Below are 17361 nucleotides of genomic sequence, written 5' to 3' on the forward strand. Positions count from 1 at the left end.
CAAAGGTGGCTTTTTTATTTCAAGCCTTAAAGTTTAAACAAGTTCTACTACTTCCAAAGGTTGATAATAAATTTGGTTACGACCAAGCTGCTTAGCCCGATACAAAGCTTGATCCGCAGCGTGAATTAATTTTTCCTGATTTACTTTAAAACCTTCTGTATAAACAGTAAAACCTAAACTAATCGTGACATGCTTAGAAACTAAAGATGCGGCATGAGGAATTGCTTGGCGCTCAATTGCTTTATAAATATTTGCAGCTACTGCATAGGCACCTTGAGCAGGTGTTTTCGGCAACAGCACCACAAATTCCTCTCCGCCATAACGGGCAACAAAGTCAACATGGCGAATCGAATTTTTAATTGCAGAGGCAATAGATGAAATCACCTTATCCCCCATTTGGTGCCCATAAAAATCGTTATAATTTTTAAAAAAATCGATATCTATAAATAAAACAGCCAAGGGACGCTTTTCTTGCTTTGCACGATAGTAAAAAAAGTCGAACATCTCGTCAAAAGTACGTCGATTGGAGATATTGGTCAGTGCATCCTGCTGGCTTAAATGAAGTAACTCAGAAGCCTCAATACGTAAAATCTGTTCATTAAGTTCAGCAAGTTGATTATTTAAAAAAAGGCTTCTTTCTCTAGACGTGAGCATCGTACTAATTGAAAAACCTAAAATACAACTACCAAACAGCGCTCTTCCCAAAGCAATATAATCACAATTCGTTTGCAATAAAATCAATAGAGAAAAAACAAAAATAGCTGCTGTCAAACCTACATAAAGCATATGCAGAGGCTTTATTCCGCTTAAAATAAAACCAAGCATATATAAAAAAGAAAGTAGCAACATAGACTGATTTTTAAGGGCGACATTTCCCACGCTAAGAAGCAATATTGCATTAATAATAATGGTCAAAAATACAATGCCACAGGCTGCGATATAAAAATATTCAGTAAGACTTTTAAACTTTGCAAAGATCCAAAATAGTAGCAATGCACAAGCAATATTAATTGCACTCAGTAAGCAGTACACGAAGTCCCAAGTAATATACGGAACACCGATCACTAAATAGTCAGTGGGTAAAGCCAGTAAAATAAAAATGAGATAAGTTAAAATGCCGCTTGTTAAGAATTTAGAGATATTTTGTTTAGTTCGCTCAAGATTTAGGCACCAGAACTTTTTTTCTAATTGATGTGGCAAAGGTGTATTGGCATAACGGTGGGTATGTAGAGTTACTAAATATTCTATTTCTTCTTTTGCTTTGAGTAATTCATGTACATTTCCCCTATTCGCCACTACTTGATTCCTGTCTCTTACACATTAACAAAATATAACATTATTTTTTAAGGCCTCTTCCGCTTTATTTTGCCATTTGTCCGTAATTCTCGTTACCATTTTCACACTTTATCGATTATCATTTGTTTTATTTCGAAGTTTGAACTGCCTTGGACTCTATTACCCTGCTCCAGCCAGATGATTGGCATGCACATTTACGTGATGGTTTAGCATTAAAACGTACTGTACCTGATTTGGCCAAACAATTTGCTCGTGCGATCTGTATGCCAAACCTTGTTCCACCTGTAAAAACTGTGGAAGAAGCATTGGCTTACCGTGAACGTATTCTTGCTCATGTTCCAGAAGGTCTTAATTTTGACCCGCGTATGGTGCTTTATTTTACTGATTTCACTTCACCAGACGAAGTTCGTAAAATTAAAGAATCTGGACATGTAAATGCTATTAAACTTTACCCAGCAGGCGCGACCACCAACTCTGATAATGGTGTAAGTGACATTCGTAAAGTTTATGCAGTCATTGAGCAATTAGAAGAACACCAAGTTCCGTTATTACTTCATGGTGAAGTGACTCATAACCACGTTGATATTTTTGACCGTGAAAAACGCTTCTTAGATGAAGTTTTATCACCGTTATTAAAGCAATTTCCAAAACTTAAAGTGGTACTTGAGCACATCACAACAAGCGATGCTGCGCACTTTGTTTTAGAACAAGACCGCAATGTCGCTGCAACAATCACGCCTCAACATTTATTATTTAACCGTAATGATATGTTGGTAGGTGGTATTAAACCGCATTTCTATTGTTTACCAATTTTAAAGCGTCAAACTCACCAGACCACTTTGCTTGAAGTTGCAACGAGCGGTAACCCTAAATTTTTCTTGGGTACAGATAGCGCACCTCACTCGCAAAATGCAAAAGAAAATGCGTGCGGCTGTGCTGGCTGTTATAGTGCACCTAATGCAATTGAACTTTATGCTCAAGCATTTGATCAAGTGGGTAAATTAGAGCGCCTAGAAGGTTTTGCTAGCCACTTTGGTGCAGACTTCTATGGTCTACCACGTAATACTTCTACTATTACATTGGTAAAAGAAGATAACCTCGTTCCAGAATCTTTTGATTATTTAGATGATCAAAAAATTATCCCGCTGCATGCCGGGAAAACGCTGCAATGGAGAAAAGTGTGACACAAGAAACCTCTGTCCCGGTCATTGGCCAACGTTTTCGTGGCTTCTTACCTGTTGTTGTTGACGTTGAAACGGCAGGTTTTAATGCCCAGACAGATGCATTGCTAGAAATTGCGTGCATTCCAATTGTGTATGATGCTCAGGGACAATTTGTCCCTGGTCCAGCATTTCATGCGCATATTAACCCGTTTGAAGGGGCTAATCTCGATCGCCGTTCGCTAGACTTTATTGGTATTGACCCATTCAATCCAATGCGTATGGCAATGGCTGAAGATGAGCGCACCGCATTACGCCGTATCTTTAAATCGGTGAATGAAGTCCGTAAACAGCAGCATTGTACGCATGCAGTGCTAGTTGGTCATAATGCGCATTTTGATCTTGGCTTTGTACAAGCAGCAATTGCACGCACAAGCACAAAAAACCAAAATCCATTCCATAGTTTTTCAGTGATGGATACGGTGACTTTAAGTGCTGTAATGTTTGGACAAACTGTGCTTGCGAAAGCCTGTATTCAAGCTGGAATTGATTTTGACGGCAAAGAAGCGCACTCTGCTTTGTACGATACTCAGAAGACTGCTGAACTGTTTTGCTATATTTTGAACAAACTGTCGCCTTACCTCCTTGACAGTTTGGTGGCGGCTTCTTAAGATACCGCCATCCTCAACGTCCCTATCGTCTAGAGGCCTAGGACATCGCCCTTTCACGGCGGTAACCGGGGTTCGAATCCCCGTAGGGACGCCATACTTTCTCCTTATAAAATCCTTTTCTCTTTTGCTTTTAAACATTCTGTTTATTTTTCTAATTTTCTGTATTTCGTAATAAAATACACTTGTACACATATATCACCAATCCAGTATTTCCTTTACATAGATTTACAATATAATAATTCCTATTTTTATACTGATATTTATTATCAACAAGGTTTTAAATGGATCTTAAGCTTCGCCTTCTCTCCCTGAGCATCGCTCAACTATGCTGTATTTCAAGTGCTTTCGCAGAAACCAATGGTTCCTCAACGACTCTTGCTACGATTAAGATTAAAGCCCAGCAAGCTGCTGACCAAGCCTATAAAGTCGATAGCTCAAGTAGCGCAACACGTAGCGAAGTCGCATTAAAAGATACGCCACAATCTGTCAGTGTAGTGACTCAAAAAGTAATTGAGGATATTGGTGCGACACGTTTAATCGAAGCGCTTGATTTGGCTGGCGGCGTTACTCGCGCTAATAACTTTGGTGGTCAAGGCTTAACAGGGTTTAACCTGCGTGGTTTCACTAGTGGTGAGTTTTACCGAAACGGATTCCCGATTAATCGTGGTTATCCAAACGCTCCCGATAGCAACACTATTGAACGTGTAGACGTTTTACGTGGCCCCTCTTCTAGTTTATATGGCCGTGGTGATCCAGGTGGTACGTTTAATCTAATTTCAAAAACACCAAAGTCTGAGCAACAAACCACTTTAGGTGCTCAGTTTAGCAGTGAAGGTTTATACCGCACTACTATAGACACTACAGGTACTATTCCAAATGCAGAAAACGTTGGCTATCGCCTCAATGTGATAGCAGAAGGCGGCGATAGTTATCGCGATCATGTCGAATCCAAACGATATGGAATTGCACCAGTCATCCAATGGCAAGCTTCTGATGCAACCAAAGTTACTTTTGAAGCAGATATCTTACGAAATCAGCATCCACTTGATCGTGGGCATACGCGCTATGCAGGTCAGAAATCATTTAACAGTTCACCCGAAACCTATTTATGGGAAACAGGCAAATATAACAACCGCCTTTACAATGATAATGACATGACTCAATTACGAGTTGAGCATGACTTAGGAAATGACTGGAAACTTAATGCGGGTGTGCAATATCTACATGGCAAATTATATGGCTATGCGGTAGAGGCAAATGGCATACAGGCCGATGGAGAAACTTTAGACCGAAATTACAACTATCGAGAATTAAAATGGCAAGATACAGATGCCCAAATTAATCTAACAGGTAATTTCCAACTTTTAGGTTTAGCACATACTTTAGGGACTGGGCTTGAATATGAAAATTATGATTATAAGTCATATATTATTCGCTCAAGTGGAGATGTCGGTAGCTACCCTATTAATATTTATAATCCAGTTTTAGGGCAACCTTTACCTGAGCTTAATCGTGTTACCACCCATGATCGCGAAAATTTAAAAACAACTGCTCTTTTTGTACAAGATCAAATTGATTTAAATCAGCGTTTAAGTGCACTGTTAGGTTTGCGATTTGAACACTATGAGCATGATTACAAAAACCTATTACCCAATACGGCAAACTGGAATACCAGTCATGATGCATTTATTCCGCGTTTAGGTTTGGTTTTTAAAGCACGTGATGACCTTTCATTCTATAGCAATGCTGCAAAATCATTTAAACCAAACACTGGTGCTAGCCGTAATGGAGAAGGTTTTGACCCAGAAGAAGGCATAGCTTACGAGTTAGGCTTTAAATGGCAAGGACTCGACAATATGTTATCGGTCGACTCTGCCATTTTTTACGCAAAAAAAGAAAATGTCTTAACTCTAGATCCTGTAGATTCAGCCTATAAAGTTGCTGCTGGTGAAGTTCGCAGCCAAGGTATTGAGCTAAATATTGCAGGTCAAATTACTCCAGCTTGGAAAATTATTGGTGGATATGCCTATACAGATGCAGAAGTGACTAAAGACAACACTCTGCAAAAAGGAACCGCTTTAGCCAATATTCCAAAGAATAGTTTTAATCTTTTAAATATCTATGAATTTCAAGATGGCCCCTTACAAGGCTTAGGTCTAGGAATTAATCAGAAATATATTGATAAGCGTGCAGGTCAAACAGCCAATAGTACTTACACCATGAAAGGTTATGCAGTTACAGATTTGGTTTCTTATTATCAGGCAACACCAAAACTTCGTCTTAACTTAGATGTGAAGAACATTTTTGATAAAGTTTATGATGAAAGTGCTTTCAATTTATATGCTTATCCGGGTGAAACACGTACTGTTCAATTGGGTATGAACTATACATTCTAAAAAAAATGCGCCATTTCAGTTATTGAAATGGCGCATTTGGTTTATGCAGACTTACGCGAATTCACTTGTCCTTGAATCACCGCTTTAATATTGCCTTTGGCATAATTTAAAAACACCACAAGTGGTGAAAGTTTTGGATTTGGCTTTTTCCCTTTGCCAATCGTTTTAAATTGAGCTGCATACCAAATAATTTCCATAATTGCCATTTTATCGACAAATGGTAAGCCTGTTTTAATTGGTTTTACAGCATAGCGAACATCTTGTCCTGCAATTAAACGTTCTGTTAAATCAGTTTCTACTGCAAATGGACGAGCAATACCAATAAAGTCACAAGCACCACTTTCAAGTGCAGCATTCATGCCCTCTACGGTACGGAAACCACCTGTTACCATGAGTTTACACTTAACATGTTGACGGATTTTCTCTGCAAAATCTAAAAAGTATGCTTCACGTGCAATCGTGCTTGCTTTACGTTTATCCGCCTTAGCTCCAGCCATTGCTGGGGCCTCGTAAGTACCACCTGAAATTTCAATTAAATCGATACCAGCTTCATCCACTGCTTTAAATACTGAAATTACATCTTCTTCGCTAATACCACCGCGCTGGAAGTCGGCCGAGTTAAGCTTCACTGAAATAATAAAATTTTCTGAGGTTGCTTCACGTACCGCTTTATAAACCTCTAATAAAAAACGGCTACGATTTTCAACTGAACCACCCCATTGATCTGTGCGCTTATTGGTTAATGGCGATAAAAACTGACTGATTAAATATCCATGTGCACCATGTAATTGCACTCCTTCAAAACCTGCTTTTTCACAGATTTGAGCTGCTGTGGCAAAACGTTTAATAATATCTAGAATTTCATCATGAGTTAATTCACGTGGCGTTCCAAACATGGTTGCTAAAGCTGGGCTAAAAGGTACGGCTGAAGGCGCTACGGTTTCTTTATTTAAACCTTTTGGACACTGGCGACCTGGGTGCGATAATTGAATCAACTGAACCATGCCATATTTTTTACCTAATGCCGCCCACTCTTTTAAGCGCTCTAGGTCACGTTCAGTTTCAATAACTACAACACCCGGTTCATTTTTTGCTCCGGCATTTACCATGACATTACCCGTAATTGCACAGCCAAGCTCACCTTTTGCCCATGCACCATATAGACCCAAATGTAAGTTATTTGGTTGGCCTTCATAATTTGCAAGCGCTTCACTCATTGCGCCTTTAATAATTCGGTTTTTAAAGGTGGTATTGCGTATCGTGATGGGTTGAGCAATCTGGTTCATGGTAACCTCTTTTTTGATTTTTAGAGCAATTACTCTAATTTAAATGAGTTATTGGGCATGTCAAGGCATAATCGTTAACTGACAATAGCACATGTCAATTTTAAAGAATATAAAAATATGCAACTTTTTGCATAAAATACAAATTTTAATTATTTTATTTAAAAACAATCAATTAAAGTCTTTTTTTAAAGAGATGCTTTAATTAATTGTCTGGTATATTTAGTTTGAGGCTTAGAAAATAGGAGTTCAGTTTCCTGATATTCCACAACTTTTGCATGACGTAATACCATTACTTTATGGCACAGTGCTTTCACTATATTGAGATCATGACTAATAAAAATATAACTTAACTGCTCGGTTTGCTGTAATTGTCTCAACAACTTGATCATGGCTTTTTGCGTGGTCCGATCTAAGGCAGAGGTAGGTTCATCCAAAATTAAAAGTTTAGGCTGAACCACCAAGGCTCTAGCTAAGGCCACGCGTTGACGTTGTCCGCCTGAAAGTTCATGAGGATAACGATGTTGAAAATCTTCAGCCAATTCAACCTTTACCAATACAGATTCAACTTGCTGCTTTATCTCTTTATCATTCACAGCTTTTAACTTTAACCCTTCAGCAATAATCTGCCCTACTGTCATACGCGGGTTTAAACTGCCAAATGGGTCTTGGAATACAAGTTGAAAATCTGATCTCATCAACCGTAGCACTTTTGGCTGTAGCTGATTCAAATCTTGACCTAAAAAAACAATCTGCCCTTTACTCTGAATAAGCTGAACCAAAGCGAGGGCTAAAGATGACTTACCCGCACCACTTTCACCAACCACCCCAAGCGATTCACCTTGAGCAAGATCAAAACTCAAATCTTCTATAGCGGTGAAATATCCTTGAATACGATTTAAAATTCCTTTTCTTATCGGAAACTGCACGCTGAGGTGCTGTACTGATAAAACATTCTGTTGAGTGGGTCTAGATTCTACTTTTCCAAAATCATGATCTAATAACTGTGCTGTATAACTTGTTTTAGGATTTGCAAAGATTTGGCTCAGTTCACCTTGCTCTATTACACGCCCACTTTGCAATACAATAAGTTTCTCAGCATAGCGATGTACTAAATTTAGGTCATGGCTAATTAAAATAAGTGCCATTCCATATTTGCTTTGCAAAGATTTTAATAGCTCTAAAATCTGTATCTGTAAAACCACATCCAATGCAGTAGTAGGTTCATCGGCAATCAAAATTTTAGGCCGAAGCGCCAATGTCATCGCGATCATGACACGTTGTCTTTGTCCACCAGAAAGCTCATGCGGATAGCGTTTTAAAATTTGCTCTGGTTCAACAATTCCCACATCTTTAAGCAGTTCAACTATTTTTTGTCGAACTTCAAGTTTTGAGAAACCTGATAATAGAAGGTTTTCCCCTATAATTTTTTCAACCCGATGGAGCGGATTTAATGCTGTAGCAGGCTCCTGAAAAATCATAGCAATTTGTCGACCACGTAAATTTGATTGAGCTCTCTCATTTAACTCAAGCATGTTTTGTGAGCCAATCCAGACCTGACCTGTTATTTCTAATTTTTCTTGTAGCAAGCCCATTATCGCTAAGCAGCTCATCGATTTACCTGAACCGCTCTCGCCAACAATAGCAAGTGTTTCCCCTTCACTTAAGTGGAAATTCAGGTCATCCAATAAAACCTTTTGGGCTTTGGTTTGAACCGAAAGATGCTCTACCTTTAATAAAGTTGAAATGGTCTTTAAATTATTTTCTTGGGTCAAACGCATCGCGGGCCGCCTCCCCAATATAAATTAAAAGTGAAAGAACAATGGCCAGACTAAAAAATCCTGAAATTGCCAGCCATGGTGCATCTAAATTATTTTTACCTTGCAGCAATAATTCACCTAATGAGGCTGCATCTGGTGGCAGACCATATCCTAAAAAATCAAGAGCGGTTAAGGCACTAATATTAGTTGTTAAAATAAATGGCAATTGAGACAAACTCGAGCTCATCGCATTTGGCAAAATATGCCTAAAAATAATAGCGCGATCGGTCACTCCCAATACTTGGGCTGCACGAACATAATCTAGCTGGCGAGCTTTCAAAAACTCTGCTCTAACGATGCCCACCAAAACGGTCCAGCCAAAAAATAGCATAATAAAAAATAGCCAATATACGTTTGGTACAAACATACTGACTAAAATCATGACCATAAAAAGCATAGGTAAGCCATTCCAGACTTCAATCAATCTTTGTCCTAATAAATCGACCCAGCCACCGTAGTAACCTTGAATGGCGCCTACAGTAATTCCAAATAAAGCAGAACAAAAGGTTAAGGCTAAACCAAAAAGCAACGACACTCTTAAGCCATAAAGAATACGGGCAAAAACATCTCTGCCCTGATCATCTGTTCCTAACCAGTTTTGCTTGGAAGGTGGTGATGGCACAGGAACAGCCAAGTCTAAATTGGGCGTTTGATATGAAAACTTAACGAGTGGCCAAACTGCCCAACCTTTAGCCTCAATAAGCGCTTGTACGGCGGGGTCTTTATAATCAGCTTCTGTTTCAAATACGCCACCAAACGTTGTTTCTGAATATGTTTTAAACACAGGTAAATAGTAAGAATCTTCATACTTAACTAACAGTGGTTTATCGTTAGCGATCAACTCTGCAGCTAAGGACAAAACCAAAATCAGACTAAATAAAATAAAGCTGGCCCAGCCCAATTTATGCTGTCTAAAACGCTGTAATCGAGTCCGCACAATTAAAGACATTATTTGTCCCCTTGTGCGTCAAAGTGAATTCGAGGATCAATCCATTGATACAACACATCACAAATGAGACGTAAAATTAGGCTAAATAAAGTAAAGAAAAATAAGACACCAAAAATAACAGGATAGTCGCGCTGGACAATCGCTTCAAAGCCCAACAATCCCACCCCATCTAAATGAAAGATAATTTCTACAAACAGGTTACCTACAAAGAAAATACCCGCTAACGCTTCTGGCAACCCGGCCAGCACCACTAAAATGGCATTACGAAAGACATGCTTATATAAGACCTGTTGGCTATTCAGACCTTTTGCATAGGCTGCCAAAACATAGGGTTTATTGAGTTCTTCTAAAAATGAGTATTTAGTTAAATAAGTTAAACTGGCAAAACCGCCTAATACCATGGTAATCAGTGGTAAAGTCATATGCCATAAGTAATCGGTAACTTTGCCCCAAAGACTCAGTTGATGAAAGTTATCTGATACTAAATTTTGTAAGGGAAACCATTGAAAATAAGAGCCACCTGCAAAAAAAACAACTAACAAAATGGCAAATACAAAACTCGGTACAGCATATCCCACTACAAGGATTAAAGAAGTGGAGCGATCAAACCAAGAGCCCTGCTGTTTTGCCTTTTTAATTCCTAGCGGAATAGAAATGAGATAAATGAGTAATGTACTCACCAGCCCAAGTGAAATGGAAACAGGCATTTTTTCCCATAACAATTGCACGACAGGTTTATCTTTAAAGAAACTTTGTCCGAAATCTAAAGTTAAATAGTCTTTTAACATGAAGAAAAACCGTTCAGGAGCAGAACGATCAAAACCATATTGTGCCTTAATTTGTTCAACCATTTCAGGGCTTAACCCCTGAGCACCTTGATAATAAGTTTCTGCACTTAATGCACGGCCAATTCCCAAATCGCTTTGTGCCTGATCTATTGCTTGCTCAACTGGTCCACCCGGTGCAATTTGCACAACCACAAAATTAATCAATAAAATGACAAACAATGTGGGAATCATTAAAAGAAGTCGCTTGAGAATATATGAACCCATATAACAGGATTTCCTTTATGGCAGGTGCTTTTTATTGTTGATGTAAATACTTGGCAACTTTTTTGGCTTTGTTTGCATCACTCCACCAATATTCTATCCCAGAAGAAAGCGCTGGTTTAACTTTAGGTTGTTGATACATATTCCAATAAGCATACCAGTTTTCACCTTTACCATAAGTCGGGATTTGATAATAACCGGCCCTAAGCAATCGATCGAGAATGCGAGTATAAATAATCTGTTGTTCACGGCTCTTACTCGCAACGAGTTTTGAAATCACTTGATCAATTACTGGATTGCGAATTCCCGCATAATTGTAATTTCCATCCTGAGCTGCGGCTACACTTCCCCAAAATTGAGATTGTTCATTGCCCGGATTGAGAGATTGCGGCAAGTTCATCGTAGTCATATCAAAATCGTAACGACGAGTCCGTTCTAAATATTGCGGTGCATCAACCTGACGCAAATTAACCGCAATACCTAACTTTTTTAAGTTACGAATAAAAGGCATGAGTGTTCGTTGTTTACCATCTTGCTGAATCAAAAACTCAAGCTGAACTTTTTTCCCTTCAGGTGTAAATAGCTGTCCTTCTTTAACTTTGTAGCCAGCTTGTATCAGTAATTGCCGTGCAGTTAACAAATTCTGACGGTTAAACCCACTCGCATCTGAAACTGGGTATTTCCAGTTTGCTAAAACACCTTGCTGCATGAGTGGAGATAACTTAGGCAATAACGGCTTTAATAACTCTAATTCAGTTGTTGAAGGTCGACCCGTTGCAGCTAATTCACTATTTTCAAAATAACTTTGTAGACGTTGATATTGTCCATAAAACAAAGCTTTATTCTGCCATTCAAAGTCATAGGCATAAGTTAAGGCTTGTCTAAAACGAATATCATTTAAAGGTTTTCTTCGTGTGTTAAACACATAGCTCTCAGTGGCGATGGGATTATGGTGACGAAACTTATATTGAGTAACTAGCCCTGTTTTTACGGCTGGAAATCGATAATCTGTTACCCATTTTTTTGGATTAGTCTCTTCATGCAAAGTGTATTGCCCAGATTTAAATCCTTCAAAAGCAATATCCCAATTTCGATAATAGACATACCTCAAGCGATCAAAATTATAACGCCCCTTGTTAATAGGCAAATCTTTTGCCCAATAATTTGGGTTCCTTTTATAACTAACGCTTCTGCCCGGATCAATTCGTTCAACCACGTAAGGTCCCGAACCAATAATCGGTTGTAAGGTAATTCGGCTAAAATCTCTTTTTTGCCAATCTGCTTTTGAATAAATGGGTAAGGTTGCCAAAATGAATGGCATTTTAGGACTATGGGTAGACTTAAAACTAAACTTTACTTGATGAGCATTTATTACTTCTGTTTTTGCCAAATCGGCAAGATACATTTGCAAACCTAAATTAGACTTCGTCTGATAAGCATCAAAACTAAATTTAACATCCGACGCAGTGACTGGCTGTCCATTACTAAAATGCGCTTTAGGGTTTAAATAGAAAGTCACTGATTGTGTTTTTTCTGGATCAAAACTCACTTTCTGTGCCAAAAGCGGATATAAAACCCCGACCTCATCAAGTGAGTGGGTCATTAAGGTATCAAAAAGATAATTAACGCCTTCTGTCGCATTCCCTTTCCCATTCATACTATTGAGGTTATCAAAAGTCCCTTGAGCTGCCTGACTTAATAGACCACCTTTAAGGGCATTAGGGTTTGCATATGGCATAGCCAGCATTTCTAAATACTTAGGCTTAGAATGAATCGCTATATATGAAGTAGTTTGCTGTGCAGAAAAAGTACTATGGGAAATGACACTGAGCCCGACTAGCAGGCTCAGTTGAAAATTTAATTTATGCATAAGTGACTAATTATTTTACAAATTAGGCACTTTAATCACATCACCAATGCGAAGCTGAGTAGAAGGTGTCAAATTATTCAGCTCAGCCAAGAAATTGGTTTCTAAACCATATTTACTCGCAAGGCCAATTAAAGTATCACCACGCTTCACTTTGTATTCCACCACAGTTTTTGGAATCACAATATTCTGACCGCGCTGTAAATTAGCATTTGCTTTTAATGCATTCATTTCAGCCAGTTCACGCACTGAAATACCCGCACGGCTCGCAATACTATTTAAAGACTCACCAGATTTCACAGTATATCTTTCAGTGTTTTTACCAGCAGCAACTGTTTTAGTTGAAGTCTTGGTATCTACTTTAGCTGTTTCAACGGTAGGTACATCACCCGTTAGTTTTAAGCGCTGACCTACACGAACACTACTGCTGCGTGAAAGGCCATTTAGTGAAGCAAGATAGTCCAATTGTAAGTGGTAACGGTTAGCGATATTACCTAAGCTATCACCAGACTTAACCGTATAAGTTTCTGGTGTTTCTTCTTTCGTATTTTTAGAAGATTTAGTTGAAGTTTCCTCAACTGTACCTGTGAGTTTTAAGCGTTGACCAGCACGTAAGCCAGCTGTACGAGACAAACCGTTTAGGTCAGCCAAATAACTTGTTTGCAGGTTATATTTACTCGCAATAGCATTTAAACTATCGCCCGACTGTACAACGTATTGTTCTGGAACACTTAACCCTGCCGGTACTTTTAAAGTTTGACCAAGCTGTACATGGCTATTTGCTTTTAAGTTATTTAACTCGGCTAACTCAGCTAGGCTAATTTTTGATTTGGTTGCAATACTCGATAAAGTATCACCACGTTGTACTTTATAGCCTTCTGTTTTATAAGAAACATTTGCTGACGCCTTCTCAGATTTAGTAGAAACCTTAGTTTCTGCAACTTCATCTACAGAAATATCTTGTGTAGGCACATTAATTTTTTGGCCTACCATCAAGTTACTAGCCGCAGTTAACCCCGGAGTTAATTCAGCAAGTTCCTGATTAGATAGGGCGTAACGATCTGCAATTAATTTAAGGTATTCACCGCGCTTCACAGTATAGCTTTTAGTTGCTATACGCTTTGCACTTGCCTGAACTGCTTTCGGTTCTGCTTTAGCACTTGAGCGACTATTCTTTGGTTCTTTTAACTGAAGTTTTTGCCCAACAAATAGGCCATCAGTCACTGATAAATCGTTATATTCAGCCAATTGTCTTACTGACAAATTAAACTGGTTTGCCACACCGCTTAAGCTATCGTTAGCCTGAACGACATATACATCTGGTTTAGCTGTGCTTTTTGAAGCCGTTTGAGTTTCTTGAGGCTTAGCATCATAAAGGTAAAGCGTTGAACCAACATATAACGTCTTTTCTGGGTCAATCTGGTTCCACTTAGCAACATCGCGCCAGTTTACGCCGTTTTTCATCGCAATAACGGCTAAAGTATCACCCGGTAAAACCGTATAAGTACTACGTTTACCTTTAGGCTGTACAACCACTACATCTGTATCAGTTTTAATGTAAGGCTTGTCTTTATTACGCTGCCCATCTTCAGAGTTAGCTACAGTCACGTCTTCAGCTAAAGTTTTTGGATATGCAAAACCTTTACTTACTTCTTTACCTTGTTGCTCTGCAACCGATTGGCTCGTTTGAATCGCAGTTAACTTAATTTTGCCGTCATAAGGATCAACAATTTCCGTTCCTTGTGGGGCAAGAGCTTTCAACTCAGCAACCACCTGATCTTTTTCAGCCTGTGTTGGTTGTGGCTCTAAAGCTTGTTGAACTGTTTCTTTCTGACCTTCAGCTCGAACTGCCGCTAAAATCTTTTCACGCTCTGCAGCAGAGATTGGCGGCTCTGTCTTCACTTGCTTAATATTTGCCGCAGGTGTCACAGCGACAGGAATACGTGGAGCACTTGGTACATCAGCCGAAGCAGCAAACGCAGCTAAAGCGTCAGATCCACGAGGTGTTGAACCTTTTACCGTGCTAGAGCTACTGGTTGTTTTAGCAGGAGTTGACGGTTTAACTGGTTGAACCTGATTTGCAGGTGTTGTTTTAATTGTCACCGATGTTGAAGCACTTGCATCTGGCTTAGATGGTGAAGTTACACTTGCCCACCAACCTGAACCACCACCAGACTTCATACCTTTCAATTTATTATCAATTGAAGGACTTAAATCTGCCGGAATCAAGATACGCATTGGACTTGCAGGATCTACCATTTCACCACGATATCCCGGGTTCAATGCATAGAGTTCCGAACGGCTTAATCCCGCCACAGAAGCAATTTCATTTAAAGATAAAGGTGCAGATAAAGTCACTTCACGGAAATGGGGTCTATTTGCAATAGGAGGTAAAGAGATACCGTAAGCTTTTGGATTTTTAATAATTTGGGCAACGGCCAAGAAACGTGGAACATAGTTCATGGTTTCTTGAGGTAATTTTAAAGACCAATAATCAGTTGGTAGACCTGCTGCCTGATTTCGGTTAATCGCTTGTTGAATACGTCCTGGTCCAGCGTTATAGGCTGCTAAAGCAAGCTCCCACGAACCGAATTGGTTATATAAGCTTCCTAAAAACTCATAGGCAGCACGAGTCGACTCAACAACATCTCGACGGCCATCATACATGCCTGTTTGTTTTAAGCCATAAATACGGCCAGTACTCGGAATAAACTGCCATAAACCTGCTGCGGCTGCACTACTTGTTGCAGCTGGGTCATATGAACTTTCAATCACAGGTAATAACGCAAGTTCTGTCGGCAAACCACGGCGTTCAGCTTCTTTAACTGTATGGTACAAATAACGACTTGCACGGGCACTTAAACGATCAAGATAAGGTTGACGAGAAATAAACCAACTACGCTGAGCTTCAATACGTGAATCCCAATGGTTTAAATCCATTTTGAAACCAACGGACATACGCTTCCAGACATCACCGTGCTTTAAAATAAGCAGACGGTCACCTTCTACAGCTCGCATATCAGTTGCTGAAAGTAAGTCTTCTAACGAATCAAGACTACTCGCATCTAAATAACCTGCACCACTGACCTGTTTTGATTTTGAGGTTTTTACAGATTGCGGAGTCGATGAACAGCCTGTTGTAATACCCAACGCAGCTAACGCAGAGCTAAGTACGGTAATTTTAAACAATGATGCTGCAGATGGCTGCCACACAAATGTGGTTGGTTTATACATAAAAACTTCCAAACAACTCGCGTAATATTTTTTTGGGGTCTGCCCACAAACCCTAGGTCTTCGATGCCATTGTAGTAAAGCATGCAAGATAGACAAGGCAATAATTTAATGTCATTTGCATGGAAATGTTACAAGAAATTAAAAAAACCTTGCTTTGATACGATGGAACCGAACTTTTTGCGTATACAATACACCATATTCAGTTCTTTTTCTTTTAGTTTAGGTTTCGATTTATGTCTCAAACAATCACACTGTATGTTGATGGTGCATGTCGTGGCAATCCGGGTTTAGGTGGTTGGGGCGCATATGTCATTACTGAGCAGGGTGAACATAAATTATTTGGCGGTGAACCTGATACGACTAATAACCGTATGGAACTCACTGCTGCCATTGAAGGTGTTTCATTTTGCCCAGCCGAAGCACATTTGATTATCTGGACAGATTCAAATTATGTGAAGCAAGGTATTACTGAGTGGATTCATGGCTGGAAAAAGAAAAACTGGAAAGATGTAAAAAATCCTGACCTTTGGCAGAAATTAGATGCTGTCTGTGCAGGTAGAAATATTGAATGGAACTGGATTAAAGGCCATGCAGGACAACCTGGCAATGAAATGGCAGACCAGCTGGCGAATTTAGGTGCAGACAAAACTGCTAAAGAACTCAAGCAACCACAGTCTGCCGCTGTATCGCAAGATATAAAAAAGCCTGAACAGGACTGGTTGCTAGATGACCCTTTCGGGTTTGATCTGGCTGACACAAGTGAAGAAGAAAATATTCATCTTGAAGCACCTGAAGAAGTCGAGATGATTATTGTGGACGAAGAAATCATTGAAGTTGAAACTGCCGAACAAGAAAGTAAGCAGCCAACCAATAACATTCACCCTCAAATTGTTGTAACCGAAGCCAAATTAAAATTACAAGGTCCTCGACAACTGATTCTCGATACGGAAACCACTGGTTTTTATTTCCAAGATGGCGACCGCATTATTGAGGTGGGTGCGATTGAGATGATTAACCGTAAGCTTACGGGTAGCTCGATTCATATTTATATTAACCCACAAAAACCAGTGGGAGATTCAGAAAACATCCACGGTATCAGTGATGATTTCTTAAAAGATAAACCGCTTTATGCAGACATTGCTGACACCTTATTTGACTATCTCAAAGGTGCAGAGATTATTGCCCACAACGCAACCTTCGATATGAACTTCCTTGATATGGAGTTTAAACGCGTAGGGCTTCCTGCACTTTCAGAAGTATGTGAGGTAACGGATACTTTAGCTTTAGCGAAAAACAAACATCCGGGACAAAAAAACTCCCTTGATGCGCTTGTAAGACGTTATGAAATTCCAGCTCGTGACCGTACTTTCCACGGCGCATTACTCGATGCTGAAATTCTTGCTGATGTCTACTTGGCAATGACTGGTGGACAGGTTTCTTTTGATATAGATGCCTTATCTCAGAGTGAAAATAGCCAACAAACAACTAATCGAAGTAGAGTTCAAATTGACCTTCCTGTAATTGAACCTTCAGTTGAAGAGTTAAATACACATGAGACTTGGGTCAAAGAATATGAAGAAAAACACGGAGAACCTTGCCTTTTTGCAAAATAAATTTTTGATTCTTTAGTGTTTTT

General features: G+C 39.3%; 11 protein-coding genes and 1 tRNA gene. 5 read left to right on the forward strand and 7 right to left on the reverse strand.

Features of this window, described 5'->3' with window-relative positions:
• Window positions 1–33 precede the first annotated feature (33 nt).
• Window positions 34–1296 (reverse strand): GGDEF domain-containing protein, encoded by a 1263-nt coding sequence (locus tag AWW73_RS06025; RefSeq protein WP_062849087.1) that lies wholly within the window; start codon window positions 1294–1296, stop codon window positions 34–36.
• A 149-nt stretch (window positions 1297–1445) separates the two neighbouring features.
• On the opposite strand from AWW73_RS06025, the gene pyrC reads away from it, so the two are divergent.
• From pyrC to AWW73_RS06045, 4 genes are all read left to right on the forward strand, one after another.
• Window positions 1446–2480 (forward strand): dihydroorotase, encoded by a 1035-nt coding sequence (gene pyrC / locus AWW73_RS06030; RefSeq protein WP_005070491.1) that lies wholly within the window; start codon window positions 1446–1448, stop codon window positions 2478–2480.
• On the forward strand, window positions 2465–3127 hold the full coding sequence (rnt, locus tag AWW73_RS06035; protein WP_016144685.1) for a ribonuclease T: 663 nt from the start codon (window positions 2465–2467) through the stop codon (window positions 3125–3127). The genes pyrC and rnt overlap by 16 nt, the downstream gene beginning before the upstream one ends.
• Before the next feature lie 18 nt (window positions 3128–3145).
• Window positions 3146–3221: transfer RNA gene (locus tag AWW73_RS06040), tRNA-Glu, on the forward strand.
• Between the two features lie 187 nt (window positions 3222–3408).
• Window positions 3409–5523 (forward strand): TonB-dependent siderophore receptor, encoded by a 2115-nt coding sequence (locus AWW73_RS06045; protein ID WP_062849088.1) that lies wholly within the window; start codon window positions 3409–3411, stop codon window positions 5521–5523.
• A gap of 41 nt (window positions 5524–5564) precedes the next feature.
• On the opposite strand, the gene AWW73_RS06050 is transcribed toward AWW73_RS06045, so the two are convergent.
• From AWW73_RS06050 to AWW73_RS06075, 6 genes are all read right to left on the reverse strand, one after another.
• On the reverse strand, window positions 5565–6809 hold the full coding sequence (locus AWW73_RS06050; RefSeq protein ID WP_061875554.1) for an NADH:flavin oxidoreductase/NADH oxidase family protein: 1245 nt from the start codon (window positions 6807–6809) through the stop codon (window positions 5565–5567).
• 185 nt (window positions 6810–6994) lie between these two features.
• Window positions 6995–8587: an ABC transporter ATP-binding protein gene (locus AWW73_RS06055; protein ID WP_062849089.1), complete on the reverse strand. Its 1593-nt coding sequence runs from the start codon at window positions 8585–8587 to the stop codon at window positions 6995–6997.
• Window positions 8565–9575: an ABC transporter permease gene (locus AWW73_RS06060; RefSeq protein WP_062849090.1), complete on the reverse strand. Its 1011-nt coding sequence runs from the start codon at window positions 9573–9575 to the stop codon at window positions 8565–8567. Before AWW73_RS06060 ends, AWW73_RS06055 begins: the two co-directional genes overlap by 23 nt.
• Window positions 9575–10627 carry a microcin C ABC transporter permease YejB gene (locus AWW73_RS06065; RefSeq protein ID WP_062849091.1) on the reverse strand — a complete coding sequence of 351 codons (1053 nt, stop codon included), beginning with the start codon at window positions 10625–10627 and terminating at the stop codon, window positions 9575–9577. Before AWW73_RS06065 ends, AWW73_RS06060 begins: the two co-directional genes overlap by 1 nt.
• A gap of 31 nt (window positions 10628–10658) precedes the next feature.
• Window positions 10659–12494 carry an extracellular solute-binding protein gene (locus tag AWW73_RS06070; protein WP_062849092.1) on the reverse strand — a complete coding sequence of 612 codons (1836 nt, stop codon included), beginning with the start codon at window positions 12492–12494 and terminating at the stop codon, window positions 10659–10661.
• Window positions 12495–12509: 15 nt separating this feature from the next.
• Window positions 12510–15725, reverse strand: coding sequence for a LysM peptidoglycan-binding domain-containing protein (locus AWW73_RS06075; protein ID WP_062849093.1), 3216 nt, complete (start codon window positions 15723–15725; stop codon window positions 12510–12512).
• Between the two features lie 233 nt (window positions 15726–15958).
• On the opposite strand from AWW73_RS06075, the gene dnaQ reads away from it, so the two are divergent.
• Window positions 15959–17338, forward strand: a complete 1380-nt coding sequence (gene dnaQ, locus AWW73_RS06080; protein WP_062849094.1) for a DNA polymerase III subunit epsilon — start codon at window positions 15959–15961, stop codon at window positions 17336–17338.
• Window positions 17339–17361 lie beyond the last annotated feature (23 nt).

The organism is Acinetobacter lactucae, from assembly GCF_001605885.1.
GTDB lineage: Bacteria > Pseudomonadota > Gammaproteobacteria > Pseudomonadales > Moraxellaceae > Acinetobacter > Acinetobacter lactucae.